The organism is Bacillus tequilensis (genome assembly GCF_012225885.1).
Lineage (GTDB): Bacteria > Bacillota > Bacilli > Bacillales > Bacillaceae > Bacillus > Bacillus tequilensis.
In genome coordinates this window covers 3565323-3583551 of the sequence record NZ_CP048852.1, presented here as the reverse complement: position 1 = coordinate 3583551, position 18229 = coordinate 3565323, and the positions used below count along the sequence as shown (strand labels likewise).

Below are 18229 nucleotides of genomic sequence, written 5' to 3'. Positions count from 1 at the left end.
TGATTTATTCAAACACCGGATCATCCTCATAATAATAGGAGTCGGGATCTTCATGCGTATCGGTGCTTTCATAGGCGGCAATGCCGATAATCACCAGCATAAAAACGACTATTATGATCCCAATCAGGCCAGTGACGATACTGGATGCGGCGTAAAACAGCTGCATCTTAATAAACTTCCCGTAATTCTCAAGCATACTTTCTCCGGCACTGCCGGCAAGATTTCCTTCGGCTTCCGCGGCAGCTTTTGCAGAACGCATCAGAAAGACGCCTGAAATAATGAGCAGGACGCCAGGGATAGCGCCGAGCACTGTCATCAAAGCAGACAGTGACACAAGCGATCCTGTAATGATCAGCAAAATGCCTGAAATTTTGCCCCACTTCGCAATGTCTGACAGTGACTTGACAGCAGAGGCGCTCAGCTGATGGCTCTCAGTTTCCGCAGGTGTGATCTCCTGTTCAGCGGGGCTATGTTCTTCATTATGATTTTCAATCTCTTTTTCATCCTTATCCAGACTAATCATGACAGCTCTCTCCCTAAAATTTTTAAATCGTATCTTTTGCCATCCATTTCGGCAATGCCCGGGAATCGTCCCCATTCTGAAAATCCGTGCTTTTCAAATAGCTTCAGGCTAGGTTTATTATGACCGAAAATGAAGGCCATTAGTGAGCGGATGCCAAGCTCCGGCGCAATGCGAAGCGCTTCCTGGAGCAAATACGATCCAACGCCTTTGCCGCGGCATGCTTCGTCAATGTATATGCTGACCTCCGCTGTTTTATTATAGGCCGGCCTTCCGTAAAATGTTTCAAAACTGACCCAGGCAGCGACGTTCCCATTTTCGTCCTCGGCCACATAGAGCGGACGTGATTCTGTATGTCCCAAAAACCACTCCATCCGGTCTTCGGGTGTTACCGGTTCTGTATCGGCTGTTACCATTCGAGAAGCAATCGTTGAATTGTAAATCGCAATAACAGCCTCAAGATCTTTATTTTCAGCAAGACGCAATGTCATGTTCATACGTTTGTGGCACTCCTCTCAAAAAAATGACATATTTTCGTATCAGTCTGCGCAAACTACATCTAAAAAGTTTTTTTGGTTAAGTGTATATATTTTCAGAAAAGTGTTCAGAATGTTGCTGAGGTGATGAAACAATGAGAGAGGAAGAAAAGAAAACTTCTCAAGTCAAAAAACTTCAGCAGTTTTTTCGTAAACGCTGGGTGTTCCCTGCAATCTACTTAGTCAGTGCGGCCGTCATTTTAACAGCTGTCCTTTGGTATCAATCTGTATCAAATGATGAGGTAAAGGATCAGTTGGCTGATAACGGCGGAAACTCCGCATATGACAACAACGACGATGCAGTTGAAGTAGGAAAGTCAATGGAAAATGTCGCAATGCCGGTTGTTGATTCTGAAAACGTTTCTGTTGTGAAAAAGTTCTATGAAACCGATGCCGCAAAAGAAGAAAAAGAAGCAGCACTCGTTACCTATAATAACACGTACAGCTTAAGCAAAGGAATTGACTTAGCTGAGAAAGAAGGAAAAGATTTCGATGTTTCTGCTTCTCTGAGCGGTACGGTTGTTAAAGCTGAAAAAGACCCAGTGCTAGGATATGTTGTGGAAGTAGAACATGCCGACGGATTATCGACTGTGTATCAATCTCTTTCTGAAGTGAGTGTTGAACAAGGCGACAAGGTAAAACAAAACCAAGTCATCGGGAAGTCTGGCAAGAACCTTTACAGCGAAGACAGCGGAAACCACGTGCATTTTGAAATCCGTAAAGACGGAGTCGCAATGAACCCGCTGAACTTTATGGACAAGCCGGTTTCTTCTATTGAAAAAGCAGCAGCTGCTGAAGAAAAAGCTGCCACTCAAGAAACAGAAGAATCCATTCAGCAATCTTCCGAGAAAAAGGGCGGAGGACCAACTGAAAAAGGAACAGAGGAAAAATCCGGTGAGAAAAAGGATGGTTCATCTGACAAATCTGGTTCTAAAGAAAGCAGCACAACAGAAGACACTGAGCAGTCTTAATCAAGAAAACGTCTATCCGTGTGATGGGCGTTTTTTTCTGTTACTGTAGTTATACATAGGCATGTTCGCTATAAAGGAGGTTATGTCATGAACCGTCTATTGCTCGCAGGCGGATCTTTTTTATTCTGCTTTCTGTCAGTACGGAAAGCTTCGGCGGCATGGTCGTATCGCAAACGGTAGCTTTTCATTTTCAGCCGCATCCTGACCTGTCTCAGTTTTTAGTGATGGATTTTACTGAGCTTACTGTACCTGAAGCGTTTATTCAAAAAATTGGGCACGCGTTTTCCTTCTTTGTGCTGACTTATTTGCTGTGGAAACAGCTGGACAGCATAAAATCGGCGGCAGCCGGCTCATTCGCGTTTGCTTTTTTCACAGAAGTTCTTCAGCTCTTCTTCAGCAGGAACGGCTGTATCCGGGATGTGCTGATCGATGCTGCTGGAATTGGATTGTTTTATGGTTTATTTGTGCTGGTGAAGCGAAGAAAACATGAGATGTATGAAAAATATTAAAGCCGGCTGTCTTGGTTTCAGACGCCGGCTTTTGTCTTTCTTAGAAGTTTTGATCGGTTGGTTTTTTTGTCAGTTTATGAATGATGCCTTCATAGATTCTCACAATCAAATCGACGAACGGGCGAAGCAAATTTGAAAATCTGAAGAAAACAAACCCGATAATGATGGCGACAACGAGGCTGCCCAATACATCAACCGGATAGTGATGCCCTACCCAAATTCTCGAAAAGCCTGTCAAAAGCCCGAAAATAACAAGCGGCCAGCCGATTTTGCGGTTTCTGAAAAGCATCGCAATCGAAATCGCTAACGCACCAGTCGTGTGGTCACTTGGAAATGAAGCATCCGCAGCATGCGGAATCAGTGTATGAACCGTGTGCTCAACAAATGGGCGCGGTTCGATATAAACTTTCGTAATCAAAAAGTTGATGACAAGACCGACAACGCCTGTAATCCCCGCGTAAAGCACATTTTTTCTGCTTTCCGTGTTTCCGAACACCCAGATTGCCAATAGGATAAGAGCGTAGGCGACAATCGCATATTCCGTTATGAAGACCATGATAGAATCGAGAACCGAATTGTGATGAGATAATCCATTGATTGCTTTAAAAATTTCGTAATTCAAATAATCACCTTTTACATTTTTATTATTAGACTCATTATACTCATAAAAAGTTTCAAATCAAAAAAAGAATTCAAAAATGCGGGGCGCTTGAAGAGAATTCGAAGGGATATAGTGTTTTTTGGGGTTTTTTATGCGCAAAAAAAAGAGATTCTAAAATTCCGAATCTCTTCAAAACGATTACAGTGCCTCAGGTCCTTCCTCACCGGTCCGGATGTTGATCGTATTGCCGATTTCATAGACAAATATTTTGCCGTCACCCGGTGATCCTGTTTTCAGAACCCTTTTAGCAGTCTCGGTCACTTGATCAACAGGAACCTTGCTGACCACGATTTCGATTTTTAAACGTTCATATACATTGCTTTCTATTTTTACCCCTCGATAAAGCTCCGTATGTGCTTTTTGAAGGCCGCAGCCGTGAACATTGGAAAAGGTCAGAGAGGTGACTCCGATTTTTCCGAGTTCCTGCTTCAGCTTTTCAAAATTTGCCGGACGCGTTACAATTTCTACCTTGAACATTTGACCGCTCATAGCGTCACTCCTCACATAGAATCTTGATATGCTTTTTCCCCGTGCATCGTTAAGTCAAGCCCAAGTGACTCTTCTTCTTCGGTTGCGCGAAGGGGAAGGAAGAGGCTTACAATTTTAATAATAACGAAAGTGACAATAAATACAAAAACATAAGTGGCGGCGATGGCAACGATTTGTTTCCAGATTAAGCTTGCATCGCCGTAGAATAATCCGTCCGCGCCTGCTGAGTTAACAGAGGTTGTCGCGAATAATCCTGTTGCGATGCCGCCCCATGTGCCGCCGATGCCGTGCAGGCCAAAGGCGTCGAGTGCGTCATCGTATCCGAATTTCTTTTTAAGCGAAAATACACCCCAGAAACAAACCGCTCCGCCTATGATGCCGATAATTATAGAAGCGAATGGTGTGACAAATCCGGCTCCCGGTGTGATTGCCACAAGCCCGGCGATCGCGCCGGATACTGCTCCGAGCATCGTCGGTTTTTTGTTAATGATCCACTCAACTAAGATCCAGCCGGCAATCCCGGCTGCTGCCGCGGTGTTTGTATTGATGAAGGCGTACATGGCCACACCATCTAAGGTCAAGGCGCTGCCGACATTAAAACCGAACCAGCCGAACCAAATCAAAGCCCCTCCCAGGAAGGTGTAAATGAGATTGTGCGGAGAAGACACTGTGCCGTCTTTCCGTTTGCCGAGCACAATAGCGAGAACAAGGCCTGCCACACCTGAGGAAATATGAACAACATTGCCGCCGGCGAAATCGAGCGCCCCAAGCTGGCCAATCCAGCCCCCGCCCCATACCCAGTGCGCAACCGGTGTGTAAACCAAGGAAGCCCATAAAACCGAGAATAAAAGAAAAGCGCCGAATCGCATCCGTTCTGCGAAAGCCCCGGAAATAATGGCTGTAGTCAGAACAGCGAACGTCATTTGGAACATCATAAATAATGAGTGGGGAATGGTATCACTGTAAGCGCCGGGATCAAATCCAACTCCTTTCAGACCGGCCCACTCCAGTCCGCCAATGATTGAATTGCCTGGTGCGAAGGCAAGCGTATATCCGAACAGCACCCAAATGATGGAAACGATAGCAATGGAAGAGAAACTGTGCATGGCAGTGCTCAGCACATTTTTGCTTTTTACCATTCCTCCATAAAATAACGCTAACCCCGGGGTCATCAGCCACACGAGTAAAGCGCAAAAGAACATAAAAACTGTATCGCCCATTTGCATGTCTCATTCCTCCGTATTTTTCAGAATAAAAAGTAATTATTATATTTCTTCATTATAGAGAAAAAAGAATGATAAAACATTTTCATGTGAGATTTGCTGACATGGTTTTTTTGGAATGTTACCGAGGGATGGAAAGAAAGGAGAAAAGCATTTTTTGTGATACAAGACTTTATATCTATAAAAGAATCTGTTCATATGAGCGGAAAAGGGAATTGACATTGATTAGAAAGCTCTATACTGTATTAAGTGTACTATATCAAATAATACACTGAGGGGGATGTATGATGAATAAAGGCGGCAGGTTGAGGAGAGCGGTACGCAAGTCGATTCCCGCGACGTTCCGATTGTTTTTAGCCTTTAATTTTTTCGTGTACGGTTTGGCGAAAGTGGTGATTGGCCAGTTTGGCGAGGTGACGCCTGAAATCGAGGCGGCTGCCGGGAAGGGGTTTACCATCGCGTGGACGTTTTTCGGTTATTCTCATGTCTATGAACTGTTTATAGGTTTTGGTGAAATTCTAGCAGCTGTTTTATTACTGATTCCGCGAACGGCTGCATTAGGAGCAGTTATTTTTATGCCCATTATAGTGAACATCGTCTTGATTAACTATTGTTTTGATATTGGCGTGCAGGATCTTAGCACGATATTAATGGTTATGTGTCTCATCTTGCTTTGGATAGATCGCCGAAAATTCATAGGCATTTTCAGGCAGGAACCGATAGACGGCAGGCAGGTGATGAAGCGATGACGTCTCTTATGATTACAGTGCTTGCCGGTTTGTTCGTATGCACAACCTGTTACTATTACATAAAAGAAAAATCATGAGAAAAGCGCTTATTCTGAGAGTTTCACAAGCATAATAAAAGAACTTAGTCAGAGTAAAGAGTAAAATATGCAATGTGAGAAACACTAACAGCATCAGGAGGAGACGTATAATGAACACACTTAACATTGATTTTCAAAAAACAGCATTGGTTATCATTGATTTGCAAAAAGGGATTGCGCCGTTAGATCAAAGCGGTCAGGTTGTCCCAAATGCGAAAAAACTGATCGATGAATTTCGGAAACATAACGGGTTTATCAGCTTTGTGAATGTAGCATTTCATGACGGAGCAGATGCGCTGAAGCCGCAAACAGATGAGCCTGAGCAGGGAGGTTCGCGGGAAATGCCGGCGGACTGGGCCGAATTTGTTCCGGAAATCGGTGTGCAGGATGGAGATTACACTGTAACAAAACGGCAGTGGGGGGCTTTTTTCGGCACGGATTTGGATTTGCAGCTGAGACGCCGCGGCATTGATACGATTGTCTTATGCGGCATCGCGACGAACATCGGGGTGGAAAGCACGGCTCGCGAGGCGTTCCAGCTTGGCTATCAGCAGATTTTCATTACAGACGCGATGTCCACGTTCAGCGAGGAAGAGCACGAAGCCACACTGCGCTTTATTTTCCCAAGAATCGGTAAATCGCGGACGACGGAAGAATTTCTGGCACAAATAAAATGATGATATCGAAAAAAAGCCGGGCTGTTTTTTTAACAGCGGTGGCTTCGGGAACGATGCTGAATCCGCTGAACTCGTCTATGATCTCTCTTGCGCTCCATAGCATCCAGCATGAGTTTCACCTGTCGTTTACAACGGTTTCCTGGCTGATTTCCTCGTTTTACCTGGCGAGTGCCGTGGCTCAGCCTGTAACGGGAAAGCTCGGTGATTTGATCGGGCGGAAACGCTTGTTTTTATTCGGGCTCATTCTTGTTGCAGTTTCTGCCATCGGGGCGCCGTTTGCGCCGACATTTATGACATTATTGGTCATGCGTCTGTTTCAATCGGTAGGGAGCAGCGCGATTTATCCATCAGGAGTCGGACTGATTCGTAATCATATTCATGAGCGGCAGGCGTCGGCCTTGGCGGTGCTCTCTATTTTTGCGTCTGCCATGACGGCGCTCGGACCGACAGTCGGCGGTTTTTTGATTGTGTGGGGCGGCTGGCCGGCGATTTTTATCGTCAATTTGCCGTTTATTATCCTCAGCTTCTTATTAGGCATGTATATGTTCCCGAAAGATCAGAAAAAAGGAGCCGGGATCAAAACGATCATTCGGCAGCTTGATATCCTTGGAATCGTTTTATTTGCCGGAGGAATCATTTTTCTCCTATCCTTCCTGCTGTCGTTCAGTTCGTCGCCGCATGCGGCTGAAGGTGTGCTTGGCGTGCTTCTGCTCGGTGCATTTGTATGGCGTGAGCTGAAAACGGATAAGCCGTTCATTGATGTCCGTCTGTTTAAAACGCAGCGAAACTTATCGGCCGTATATGTTCAGTTTATTTTGCTGAATGTTTTCTTCTATTGTTTATTTTTCGGGCTGCCAAGTTATTTTCAGGATGAAATGCATCTTTCTGTTCAAACGAGCGGTCTGTTTATGCTGTTTATGTCAGGGATGAGCATTGTTGTGTCACCTATTACGGGGAAATGGATCGACCGATCAGGCGTCGTCAAGCCGATCTTTGCGGGCGCGCTTCTGATGACGGTTGGAGCGGTCATCTTAACCCTCTTTTTTATCAATGTCCAGACCATCGGAAAGGGCTTCATTCTATCGCTCTTGGGTGTAGGCTACGGCCTTGGAAATGTCGCGCTTCAGGCGGCGATGCTGAAAACGAGTCCTTCCAATATGGTAGGTACCACTTCTGGTCTGTTTCAAACCTGCCGTTACTTAGGTTCGATTTTGTCTTCAGTGATCCTTGGTCTTCTTTTTGGGAAAGAAATCACGGCAGCCCACTTTGATATGATGGGAACCATCATGATCATAACGGGCGGAGCAAGCCTGTTAATGGCTGTGAGATTTGCGGCATTAATGAAAACTGCATCATGAAAAAAGGGACAGGCGCTGAGTCTGTCCCTTTTTCTTGTTTAGACTGTTCAAATAGAAACAAGAAAATTGTATACCATAGCCAATGTTATTGTCTGACTTTTCAGTTATATTAAGTGACATCCGATGTCAGAAAACTGAACATACGACAATAGTGAAAGGGGAGCCGGCTATGAAATTAAAAGAGAGCCAGCATCAATCCAACAGACTAAGCAATGAAGACCTGCTGCCTTTGGGGCAGGGAAAGCGGACGTGGAAGGCAATGAACTTTGCCTCCATTTGGATGGGGTGCATACATAATATACCGACCTACGCGACGGTGGGCGGGTTAATCGCGATCGGCCTTTCGCCTTGGCAGGTGCTGGCGATCATTATTACGGCATCCCTCATCTTGTTTGGCGCTCTTGCTTTAAACGGCCACGCGGGGACAAAATACGGGCTGCCGTTTCCGGTGATCATCAGGGCTTCTTACGGAATATACGGCGCTAATATCCCTGCGCTTCTAAGGGCTTTTACTGCCATCATGTGGCTCGGCATTCAAACCTTTGCAGGAAGCACGGCGCTGAACATCTTGCTTTTAAATATATGGCCTGGCTGGGGACAAGTTGGCGGCGGGTGGAATATTCTCGGCATTCACTTGCCCGGCTTGCTTTCTTTTGTGTTCTTTTGGGCCATTCATTTACTCGTATTGCACCACGGCATGGAGTCGATTAAGCGTTTTGAGGTGTGGGCGGGGCCTTTAGTGTATGTCGTCTTTGGCGGCATGGTATGGTGGGCCATCGATATTGCCGGAGGACTGGGGCCGATCTATTCTCAGCCAGGAAAATTTCATACGTTTTCAGAAACATTCTGGCCGTTTGCTGCCGGGGTTACCGGGATCATTGGCATCTGGGCGACTTTGATCTTAAATATCCCTGATTTCACACGGTTTGCTGAAACACAAAAAGAGCAAATCAAAGGGCAGTTTTACGGCTTGCCGGGAACCTTCGCGCTGTTTGCGTTCGCCAGTATTACCGTGACTTCCGGTTCGCAGGTTGCTTTCGGCGAGCCGATTTGGGACGTTGTCGATATTTTGGCGAGGTTTGATAACCCTTATGTTATCGCGTTGTCCGTGATTACACTTTGCATCGCCACGATCTCTGTAAACGTCGCAGCGAACATCGTATCCCCCGCTTATGATATTGCGAATGCCCTGCCGAAATATATTAATTTCAAACGAGGCAGTTTTATCACGGCATTGCTTGCTTTATTTACGGTTCCGTGGAAGCTGATGGAGAGTGCGACAAGCGTATATGCGTTTCTCGGATTAATAGGCGGCATGCTTGGTCCGGTGGCAGGCGTGATGATGGCTGATTACTTTATCATTCGCAAACGGGAGCTCTCGGTAGATGACCTGTATTCTGAAACAGGGCGTTATGTTTATTTTAAAGGCTACAATTACCGTGCGTTTGCAGCCACGAGTTTGGGTGCGCTCATTTCGCTGATTGGCATGTATGTTCCCGCATTGAAGAGCTTATACGACATTTCCTGGTTTGTCGGTGTGCTGATTTCATTTCTTTTCTATATTGTTCTGATGCGTGTTCACCCGCCGGCGTCATCGGCGATTGAAACATTTGAATCTGGACAGGTTCGTCAGGCTGAATAAGGTATATGCCGGTATATTTTCATATTTTTGAAATGGTTTTCCATAAATAGAACATTTATAATGGTTTTGAAATCTATTCTAAAACGAAATGGGAATCGAATATGAGAAAATGGTATTTTATTCTTTTGGCGGGTGTTTTAACGTCTGTCATCCTCGCTGTCGTTTATGACAAGACGAAAGCGAATGAAGAAGAGACTGGTGCTTACCTATATGTTTCGCCAAATGGCAGTGATCAAAACGAAGGGACAAAAGAAAAGCCGTTTCGTACACTGGCGCATGCTTCAGAGGAGGCTGCCGCCGGTACAACCGTCATGATTCGGGAAGGCACATATCATGAAATTCTTGAAGTGAAACACAGCGGTACGGACGGAAAGCCTATCACGTTCCGAAACTATGAAAATGAAAAAGTCGTGATTAGCGGAGAATCCGTTGCGGACGCAAAATATGAAACACCGCTCATTCATATTCACGATAAACATAACATTGTCATCAGCGGTTTAACGATTCAAGATCTTTCTGTTTCATCTGAGGGAGCAACTGCTATGGGAATTTATGTATCAGGCTCCAGCAGCCATATTGCCATCAAGAACAATCATGTCCGGGATATTAAGACAAAAGCAGATGACGGAAATGCCCACGGAATCGCAGTCTATGGGACTGGCAGCATGAAAGATATACAAATCGAGGACAATACGGTTGAGAATCTGACGCTTGGAGCGAGTGAAGCGGTTGTGCTAAACGGAAATATTGACGGCTTTACGATTGCGGGCAATGTGGTCCGCAACAATAACAACATCGGGATCGACCTTATCGGTTATGAGGGAACCGCGGACAAAAACGATTACGTGCGAAACGGAGTCGTAGAAAACAATACGGTTTATCAAAACTCGACTTATGGAAACCCTGCATATGGAGATGATTACTCAGCGGGCGGAATTTATGTCGACGGAGGACACAGTATCGAGATTAAGAAAAACACAGTTCACGATAACGATATTGGAATTGAAGCAACGTCTGAACACAAAGGCAAATATGCGAATGCTATTCAGATAACAGACAACAAAGTGTACAACAATGCGTACACCGGTATTTCAATCGGAGGATATGACAAAAAGCGGGGCGGCACCAGCAATTCTCTGATTTCCCGCAACATTATGTACCGGAATGACACAAAGGGCCTGTATGGCGGACAGCTGCTGCTGCAGTACGATACGAAAAACAATACAATCGAAAAGAATATTTTGACCGCTGGTGATTCCAGATTATTTATCGGAAACGATTTTACAGAAAATGAAGGCAATACGGTCAATCATAACGTGTATCATAAGGAAGCGGATCAAGACGGCGTATGGATGTGGAAAAAGAATGAATACGATTCATTTGCGTCATATCAAAAAGCAACAAATAACGATTCGAAATCCATTTATGCCGATCCGATGTATCGTGATGAAGATTCCTATGACTTTACGTTAGATCCAGATTCACCTGCGCGGCCTGTTATTGAATAATTGCGATAAGCGGCGTTCTCTAAGAGAGCGCCGTCAGATTGTAGAGAAACTCATGTTTTTCTACAATTTTTTTATTTTTAGCGTATGTATGATGAATGAACGTTTTCATGTTCTGACATGCAGATTCGAGAAGAACTTGCCACTTACGTTTTGTTTTCCCTCAACCAGCAGCGAAGCCCATGCTGCAAAGCTGCGATCTTGTCAAGATGTTCTCTCAGTATGAGGGGCTAAAAGCCCCCGTTATCTTATCTACTTGCACTTTCATAATATGCATAATTTCCAGCTTTGCCTTTAAAGAAAAATGTAGTACCAAAACGATCAAAACTATTTGCAAAAGCGCCATTATCTGAATACATACATAATCTATTACTTGCGCTTTTAAATGGAGTTACAGAACAATCTACAATTGAAGTAGCCTTCGTACGCATATCCCCATCCGTTGAATCACTTGTAGCAAGAGCTTGTCCAGAAACAGGTAAAAGCAATCCTAAAGATAAAGCAACTCCAGTAATTGTCCTTCTCAATTTCATGTGAATCATCTCCATTCCCAAATTTTGTAATGTATCTTAATTATAAGAGGAATCACTCTCTATTAAAAGGGCCTTAAATACTACATTTGTAATAAAAAGGAATTTAAATAAACTGACACTCACCGTTTCACTTATAAAATAATTTACAGGATTTCGTTTGGTTTGAACGTAAAATCATATTGTCACGATTCTGAAATGAAGTGATACGAAGGAGTCAGAAGTGTTTTCTCTCAAAAGTACATATGTTTCTAACAAGCTAATTTAGTGTTGAAGAATCCCAATTATTATGACATGAAAAAAGGGAGCACCATAGCTCCCTCAGGCTGGCGGCGTTCTCTAAGAGAGCGCCGCTTTTTAAATGAAAAAAAGACTGCCGGAAAATCCCGGCAGTCTTACATTATTCTGCAATAGACACTTTTCCTTCGGCCTCAGCAGGTTTTTTCTGGCTCCACGCGTAAAGAAGCAGAGCAATCAGAACGAACAGCCCGGCTGATAAATAAATGACAGAGAAGCCGGCAGACGCTACAAACAATCCGAATACATATGATCCTACAGCAATTCCGCTGTCAAAGAAGGTAAAGAACGTTGCCGTCGCAAAACCTGAGCGGTGTGCCGGAGATTTCTGGATCGCTAATGTTTGCATGCAAGGAACGATTGACCCGTATCCGAGCCCGATCACCGCTCCTGAAAGCAGAAGCATTAGGCCGCTGTGTGTGAAGGACAGCATGCAGAGCCCCACTGAGAAAATCAAGATTGACGGGTAAATGACAATGCCCGGTCCGACTTTGTCGAACAATTTCCCTGTGAACGGGCGCGCAACCATCATAGTCACCGCGAAGCAGACAAAGAAATATCCGCTGATATCTGAAAGGTCAACTGATTTGGCGAATACAGACAAATACGCTGTGACAGTTGAATAACAGAAAGAAATAAATAAACCGACCGTCGCAATCTTAAGTGCGCCTTTTTCAAACATATCCGAGAACGCAAAACGAAATACTGTCGTGCCGCTGTCTTGGTTTTGGGGCACCTTGATCAAGAACGAAACAAGCAAGCCTGCAACCATAAACAGCGCAAAGGCTGTAAAGAATACAGAGAAGCTGACGACCTTCATCAAATTCAGTCCAAGGAAAGGCCCGATTGCCATAGCGAGGTTCATAGACATGGCAAAATATCCAAGCCCTTCACCGCGGCGTTTGGACGGAATAATGTCGGCTGCAATTGCACCTGTAACAGTCGTTAAAATGCTGAACCAAATCCCTTGGAAGAACCGCAAGCCAAGCAGCAGGTAAAAGTTATGAATCGGCATATACAGAAAAGACGAAAGCGCAAATAACGCCATTGAGACAATCGCCATTCTTTTCTTGCCGAAACGCTCAACGATGGCTCCTGAGAAAGGCCGTGTAATAATCGCTGACAGAAGGAACAGGCTGATTAAAAGCCCGCCTTGTGATTCTGTGCCGCCAAGCTCTTGAAGCGTATAGATTGGCAGTACAGTTAAAAATGTATAAAAGAACACAAACACAAATAAATTGACAAGCAGGACCATAATAAAATCCTTGGTCCATATCGCATCCGATTTTTTCAAATGTATGTCACTTCCTTATTTTCATTGATGTAAAAACATGCGAAATAAATGAGAAAAAGCTTCCTTATCTTCATTACGAAAATCTGCAAGCAGTTCTTCCTCGAATTTGAGCATTTTTACATTGATTTCTTCGTATTTTTTCTCGGCTTCTTTTGTGAGGACAACAAGTTTTTCCCGTTTGTCTTCACCTTGCCGTCTCTGGACCCAGCCGTTCTCCTCCAGGCGTTTGATCGTCCGTGTTACAGTCGGCGCTTCCACATTTAAATAGGACCAAATCTCTTTTTGAGTCATTGGTCCGATCGTACGCAAACAATATAAAACTGACCATTGTGATGAATAAAGGCCGAATGGCTCCAGCTGTTCGTTGGCTTTCTTGGCAATCAGGCGGGCGCTTTGGTTGATTTGATGAATGAGGTGTCTGTTGACGTAGGTCATGTCGGTCTCCTTCTAAAAAACTTACCTAAGTAACTAATTGCTTTTTTTATTTTACAGGAGCGCTGAATCGATGTAAAGATAAAAGTTTAGTGACGCGAAATAGTTGGCCGAAGCTCAAAAAGTTCGTTTCACCCCTTGTCCTTATTGAGTTTTTAGCATATTCCCAAAAGAATGCTAATACACTGTTACAAACCTAACAAAGAGAGTGTTTGAGGTGAGGGATCGTGGGCATATTTCATAAACTTACTTTTAAAACCATACAACGAAGAAGCGGCATAATGAACGACTCTTTACAGAATACGGATCTCATTTCACACTTCTCACATCCATTTTAGGGAGGTCGAGTGGTGTGCACGATTACATCAAAGAGCGAACAATCAAGATAGGGAAGTACATCGTGGAGACAAAGAAAACCGTTCGTGTCATTGCGAAGGAATTTGGTGTTTCCAAAAGTACAGTACACAAGGATTTAACAGAGCGTCTGCCTGAAATAAATCCTGACTTGGCAAACGAAGTGAAAGAAATACTCGATTATCATAAATCAATCAGGCATTTAAGAGGGGGAGAAGCAACAAAACTGAAATATAAAAAAGATGAAATACTCGAAGGGGAGCCTGTTCAGCAGTCATAATGGCCTGCTGTCATCCGTTGGGGTTGTCTTCCATGAAATCGTTCATAAAACATCCGCAAAAATTTGTAAAGAACTTAATGCGCTGCCAACTTTTTTTCTATATTTTATGATAATATATATAATTAGGGCACAATGTGGATATTTACTGTGAAACAGATTTTCAAGGAGGATATAAATAGATGTTTGCAAGGGATATTGGTATTGACCTCGGTACTGCAAATGTACTGATCCATGTTAAAGGTAAAGGAATTGTTCTGAACGAACCTTCCGTAGTTGCACTTGATAAAAACAGCGGCAAAGTGCTGGCGGTTGGCGAAGAGGCAAGACGAATGGTTGGACGTACACCTGGGAATATTGTTGCGATTCGCCCGCTGAAAGACGGAGTTATCGCTGACTTTGAAGTAACAGAAGCAATGCTGAAGCATTTTATTAACAAGCTGAATGTAAAAGGCCTGTTCTCAAAACCGCGCATGCTCATTTGCTGCCCGACGAATATTACATCCGTTGAGCAAAAAGCAATCAAAGAAGCTGCAGAAAAAAGCGGCGGTAAACATGTGTATCTTGAAGAAGAACCTAAAGTTGCCGCTATCGGCGCGGGTATGGAAATATTCCAGCCAAGCGGTAACATGGTTGTAGACATCGGAGGCGGGACGACGGATATCGCGGTTATTTCAATGGGCGATATTGTCACCTCCTCTTCTATTAAAATGGCTGGGGACAAGTTTGATATGGAAATCTTAAATTATATCAAACGCGAGTACAAGCTGCTGATCGGCGAACGTACTGCGGAAGATATTAAGATTAAAGTCGCAACGGTTTTCCCAGACGCACGTCACGAAGAAATTTCCATTCGCGGACGGGACATGGTTTCCGGTCTTCCAAGAACAATTACAGTAAACAGTAAAGAAGTTGAAGAAGCCCTTCGTGAATCTGTAGCTGTTATTGTGCAGGCTGCGAAACAAGTGCTTGAAAGAACGCCGCCTGAGCTTTCCGCTGATATCATTGACCGCGGCGTTATCATTACCGGAGGAGGCGCGCTCTTAAACGGCCTCGACCAGCTGCTTGCTGAGGAGCTGAAGGTACCGGTTCTCGTCGCTGAAAATCCGATGGACTGCGTAGCCATTGGCACAGGTGTCATGCTTGACAATATGGACAAGCTTCCTAAACGCAAACTAAGCTGATTTCACAAACCTCATTCTGAAAAAGAATGGGGTTTTTTTATGAAAAGCCTTCACGAATGGATGATATATGACGATAATAGGATAAAATACTGATTTATATTATAGAACGAACGTTCCTATATGACAACTGGAAAAAATGCCATTTTAGAGGTGGGAAATTTGTTAAAAGGTTTATATACAGCAACATCCGCAATGATCGCCCAGCAGCGAAGAACGGAAATGCTCTCGAATAACATCGCAAACGCAAATACGTCCGGATATAAAGCAGATCAAGGCTCTTTGCGCGCGTTCCCTGAGATGCTGCTCAGCAGAATAGAATCAAAATCTCCGGCCGGAACATCAAGGACAGAGATTGGCTCCGTCAATACCGGTGTGTACATGCAGGAGCTTAAGCCTCTTTTCACACAGGGAAGCTTGAAGCCAACAGACCAGCCAACAGACATTACATTGGTTGAAAATCAAGTTCCGGTTAATACGGAAACCAAGGAAAACGCGGCACTTTTTTATCCGGTTCAGACAGCAGATGGAATCCGATATTCAAAAAGCAGCACTTTTTCACTAAATGAGAATAATCAGCTGACGATCAATGGACGCACGGTTTTATCAACGGGTGGCCAGCCAATCACTGTCGATAATGAGAATTTCAAAGTGTCTGAAAACGGTACTGTGACAACGAACGGGCGGACAGCCGGCCAAATTGATGTCAGAATGGCGGAGGATGTCCGCAATCTGAAACGGGACGGAAATGACTTGTACAGTACGGCGGACGGAAATGATCTGCCAAGCGTATCCGGAAATAATCAGGTTTCCTACTCATTAAAGCAAGGCGTTTCTGAGCTTTCAAACGTAGATGTGACAAGCGCCTATACAGAAATGACTGAAGCGTACAGATCGTTTGAGGCCAATCAGAAGGTTATTCAGGCTTACGATAAAAGTATGGATAAAGCAGCCAATGAAATTGGGAAGATCTAAGATAACGGAAGAAAAAACGGGGGACATCAACTATGCTCAGGTCAATGCTAACGGCATCAACAACCTTAAACCAGCTGCAGCAGCAGATTGATACAATCAGTAACAACCTTTCAAACAGCAACACAACCGGCTATAAGGCAAAAGATACGAATTTTTCTGAGCTAGTCAGACAGCAATTCGATCAGGTTGATGAAAAAAATGAGGAAGTGGCAAAAGCCCGCAAAACACCGCCCGGCTTGCGCCTTGGCGTTGGAGCAATGATGAATTCTCGCCTTGTGTCTGATCAAGGAAGCGTTCAGAAGACGGATCGCGATCTTGATATCGCGTTTACGTCTCCATACCAATATCTTCAGGTGAATGTAAATGGAAACCGCCAGTATACGAGAGACGGAGCATTATATGTAACGCCTTCAGCAAATAATGCCAACCAGCTTCAGCTCGTTACTGGAAATGGGTATCCGGTGCTTGATGAAAACGGTAATACAGTGAATATCGACAGCTCTATGAAGCATATCGCGATTAATAAAAACGGCACCTTAACTGCATCTGACGGAAACGCGGTTCAGCGGTTTGATCTCGGGGTTGTCGAAGTGAATAACCCTCAAGAGCTGAAATCTGAAGGGAATAACCTATTCTCAATTGGTAATGCGGCAGCTTTTGAAGAGCTGAATGGCGCGAATAGACAAAACATCGGCATGCAGCAGGGCTCGCTTGAAATGTCCAATGTCGACATTTCAGAACAAATGACAGATTTGATCACGTCCCAGCGTTCATATCAGCTGAACAGCAGAACGATTACAATGGGAGATCAAATGCTCGGTTTAATCAATTCAGTCAGATAATAAGAAATGGGCGTTTTCAATCAGCCGCGCATGATAAAAAAAGCGGCTTTTTCGAAATCGTCCTTTTTTTTGTAGTAGTCCGTGATGTCTTCTAACAGTACTTCTAAATCGACCCACGCTTCAATCTTTTCTAATTCAAGGACATATTCGAGCAGCTGATCATAGGGGTCTTCACTTGATGTGTAGAGCGCTTCAAGCGTTTTTAATTTTAAGTAAATGGTTTGAATGTCTACCTTTTCACATAACTCTTTTCCTTTTTCCAGAACGGCTTTTGCTTCCGTGATCTTTCCTGTTTTAAAAAGCGACCTGACAGACTCATACACACAGTGCAGATACGAGACTGGGGAATTCATTTCAAATTCTTGATTCTTTAATACTTTTTTAAAGTAAAGAAGCGCTTCCTGGTCTTTTTTTTCGGTCGCTTTTAAAAAGCCAAGATTATAATAAGCGTGGCACAGCAGGTTTTCGTCATGTAATTGCTGGGTTTTCGTAATGATTTCTTTGAAAAGCTGTTCAGCCTTTTCGTATTGCTGTTGATCAATGTAATTAACGGCGAGCAACAGTTTGCAGGTGATCACCTTTTTAATATAGCCGAATTGGTGCAAGTAGATGTGTAATGCTTTTTGGACGTATTGGATGGAAAGCGGCGGTGATTTCATCAAGTAATAGGCGCCGGCGGTTTGATAATATAAATCAGCGGCTTCAAACGTGTTTTGAATAGCGGCCAGATACTGTTCAGCTTTTTTAAAATGATTCACTGCATGTTTCGGAGCTGTTTTGACCATTTCGTATAATCCTGAGAAAAAATACAAATAATATTTCAATTCATCATCCATTTTGTCTTCCTGATCGTATAAATCATCGAAGATAGAATCAAGCCCGTTCTGGTTTTCAAAAAGCAGCTGATGGCGGGTCTGAAACAATTGATAACGCATCCAAAGTTTTGTGTTCTTTTTGAGCTTCGGAAGGTGCTGGTCAATTTTCTCTTTCAGTGTGCAAACGTGGTCCATCTTTCGTTTACTCATTACGGAATACCACTCGTCTAACATGTTTTGCATCCTTTTTTCAATAAACTTCGAAATCATTTTCCTACCTCTTTGCTATTGGTAAAATCTATAATTATCATATCA

General features: G+C 43.8%; 20 protein-coding genes and 1 pseudogene. 12 read left to right on the top strand and 9 right to left on the bottom strand.

The genetic code is table 11. The features are described 5' to 3' along the window. Positions 1–4: 4 nt before the first annotated feature. Together G4P54_RS18850 and G4P54_RS18845 are read right to left on the bottom strand one after the other, a co-directional pair. Complete coding sequence (locus G4P54_RS18850; protein WP_024713767.1) at positions 5–523, bottom strand: DUF5362 family protein; 519 nt, start codon at positions 521–523, stop codon at positions 5–7. Next, the gene (locus G4P54_RS18845) at positions 520–1011 is read right to left on the bottom strand and encodes a GNAT family N-acetyltransferase (RefSeq protein ID WP_167873921.1); all 492 of its coding nucleotides are present in this window, start codon (positions 1009–1011) and stop codon (positions 520–522) included. The genes G4P54_RS18850 and G4P54_RS18845 overlap by 4 nt, the downstream gene beginning before the upstream one ends. A 140-nt stretch (positions 1012–1151) precedes the next feature. On the opposite strand from G4P54_RS18845, the gene spoIIQ reads away from it, so the two are divergent. Further along, positions 1152–2027 carry a stage II sporulation protein SpoIIQ gene (gene spoIIQ, locus G4P54_RS18840; protein ID WP_167873516.1) on the top strand — a complete coding sequence of 292 codons (876 nt, stop codon included), beginning with the start codon at positions 1152–1154 and terminating at the stop codon, positions 2025–2027. 87 nt (positions 2028–2114) lie between these two features. After that, positions 2115–2536: pseudogene (locus G4P54_RS18835) on the top strand (VanZ family protein). 40 nt (positions 2537–2576) lie between these two features. On the opposite strand, the gene G4P54_RS18830 reads toward G4P54_RS18835, so the two are convergent. The 3 genes from G4P54_RS18830 to amtB all read right to left on the bottom strand — a co-directional run bounded on the left by G4P54_RS18830 (position 2577) and on the right by amtB (position 4912). Continuing rightward, positions 2577–3158, bottom strand: a complete 582-nt coding sequence (locus G4P54_RS18830) for an undecaprenyl-diphosphatase (protein WP_024713763.1) — start codon at positions 3156–3158, stop codon at positions 2577–2579. 177 nt (positions 3159–3335) lie between these two features. Then, complete coding sequence (locus G4P54_RS18825) at positions 3336–3686, bottom strand: P-II family nitrogen regulator (RefSeq protein WP_010332189.1); 351 nt, start codon at positions 3684–3686, stop codon at positions 3336–3338. A gap of 11 nt (positions 3687–3697) precedes the next feature. Then, entirely contained in the window at positions 3698–4912 is a 1215-nt protein-coding gene (gene amtB / locus G4P54_RS18820) for an ammonium transporter AmtB (protein WP_024713761.1), read from the bottom strand. 281 nt (positions 4913–5193) lie between these two features. On the opposite strand from amtB, the gene G4P54_RS18815 reads away from it, so the two are divergent. The 5 genes from G4P54_RS18815 (at position 5194) to G4P54_RS18795 (ending at position 10920) form a co-directional block, all read left to right on the top strand. Next, positions 5194–5658: a hypothetical protein gene (locus G4P54_RS18815; protein WP_167873515.1), complete on the top strand. Its 465-nt coding sequence runs from the start codon at positions 5194–5196 to the stop codon at positions 5656–5658. Between the two features lie 184 nt (positions 5659–5842). Further along, positions 5843–6412: an isochorismatase family protein gene (locus G4P54_RS18810; RefSeq protein ID WP_024713759.1), complete on the top strand. Its 570-nt coding sequence runs from the start codon at positions 5843–5845 to the stop codon at positions 6410–6412. Further along, positions 6412–7770 carry an MFS transporter gene (locus tag G4P54_RS18805; protein ID WP_167873920.1) on the top strand — a complete coding sequence of 453 codons (1359 nt, stop codon included), beginning with the start codon at positions 6412–6414 and terminating at the stop codon, positions 7768–7770. The genes G4P54_RS18810 and G4P54_RS18805 overlap by 1 nt, the downstream gene beginning before the upstream one ends. Positions 7771–7939: 169 nt before the next feature. Continuing rightward, positions 7940–9412: an allantoin permease gene (gene pucI, locus G4P54_RS18800; RefSeq protein ID WP_167873514.1), complete on the top strand. Its 1473-nt coding sequence runs from the start codon at positions 7940–7942 to the stop codon at positions 9410–9412. Between the two features lie 101 nt (positions 9413–9513). Further along, positions 9514–10920: a right-handed parallel beta-helix repeat-containing protein gene (locus G4P54_RS18795; RefSeq protein ID WP_167873513.1), complete on the top strand. Its 1407-nt coding sequence runs from the start codon at positions 9514–9516 to the stop codon at positions 10918–10920. A gap of 245 nt (positions 10921–11165) precedes the next feature. On the opposite strand, the gene G4P54_RS18790 is transcribed toward G4P54_RS18795, so the two are convergent. The 3 genes from G4P54_RS18790 to G4P54_RS18780 all read right to left on the bottom strand — a co-directional run bounded on the left by G4P54_RS18790 (position 11166) and on the right by G4P54_RS18780 (position 13473). Continuing rightward, the gene (locus G4P54_RS18790) at positions 11166–11450 is read right to left on the bottom strand and encodes an LCI fold-containing protein (protein WP_167873512.1); all 285 of its coding nucleotides are present in this window, start codon (positions 11448–11450) and stop codon (positions 11166–11168) included. A gap of 397 nt (positions 11451–11847) precedes the next feature. Further along, entirely contained in the window at positions 11848–13038 is a 1191-nt protein-coding gene (locus G4P54_RS18785; protein ID WP_167873511.1) for an MFS transporter, read from the bottom strand. A gap of 21 nt (positions 13039–13059) precedes the next feature. Beyond that, positions 13060–13473, bottom strand: a complete 414-nt coding sequence (locus G4P54_RS18780) for a MarR family winged helix-turn-helix transcriptional regulator (protein WP_167873510.1) — start codon at positions 13471–13473, stop codon at positions 13060–13062. Positions 13474–13697: 224 nt separating this feature from the next. Between G4P54_RS18780 and G4P54_RS18775 the strand changes: the two genes are divergently transcribed. From G4P54_RS18775 to flhP, 5 genes are all read left to right on the top strand, one after another. Beyond that, entirely contained in the window at positions 13698–13808 is a 111-nt protein-coding gene (locus G4P54_RS18775; RefSeq protein WP_010886628.1) for a protein usd, read from the top strand. Positions 13809–13822: 14 nt separating this feature from the next. Further along, positions 13823–14104, top strand: a complete 282-nt coding sequence (gene spoIIID / locus G4P54_RS18770; RefSeq protein ID WP_003221804.1) for a sporulation transcriptional regulator SpoIIID — start codon at positions 13823–13825, stop codon at positions 14102–14104. 179 nt (positions 14105–14283) lie between these two features. Continuing rightward, positions 14284–15285: a cell shape-determining protein Mbl gene (mbl, locus tag G4P54_RS18765; RefSeq protein ID WP_003227776.1), complete on the top strand. Its 1002-nt coding sequence runs from the start codon at positions 14284–14286 to the stop codon at positions 15283–15285. Between the two features lie 159 nt (positions 15286–15444). Next, the gene (gene flhO / locus G4P54_RS18760) at positions 15445–16257 is read left to right on the top strand and encodes a flagellar hook-basal body complex protein FlhO (RefSeq protein WP_167873509.1); all 813 of its coding nucleotides are present in this window, start codon (positions 15445–15447) and stop codon (positions 16255–16257) included. Between the two features lie 32 nt (positions 16258–16289). Then, positions 16290–17099, top strand: a complete 810-nt coding sequence (gene flhP, locus G4P54_RS18755; protein ID WP_024713752.1) for a flagellar hook-basal body complex protein FlhP — start codon at positions 16290–16292, stop codon at positions 17097–17099. A 20-nt stretch (positions 17100–17119) separates the two neighbouring features. Here the strand turns inward: flhP and rapD are convergent, their stop codons facing one another. Further along, the gene (gene rapD, locus G4P54_RS18750) at positions 17120–18184 is read right to left on the bottom strand and encodes an aspartate phosphatase RapD (protein ID WP_167873508.1); all 1065 of its coding nucleotides are present in this window, start codon (positions 18182–18184) and stop codon (positions 17120–17122) included. Positions 18185–18229 lie beyond the last annotated feature (45 nt).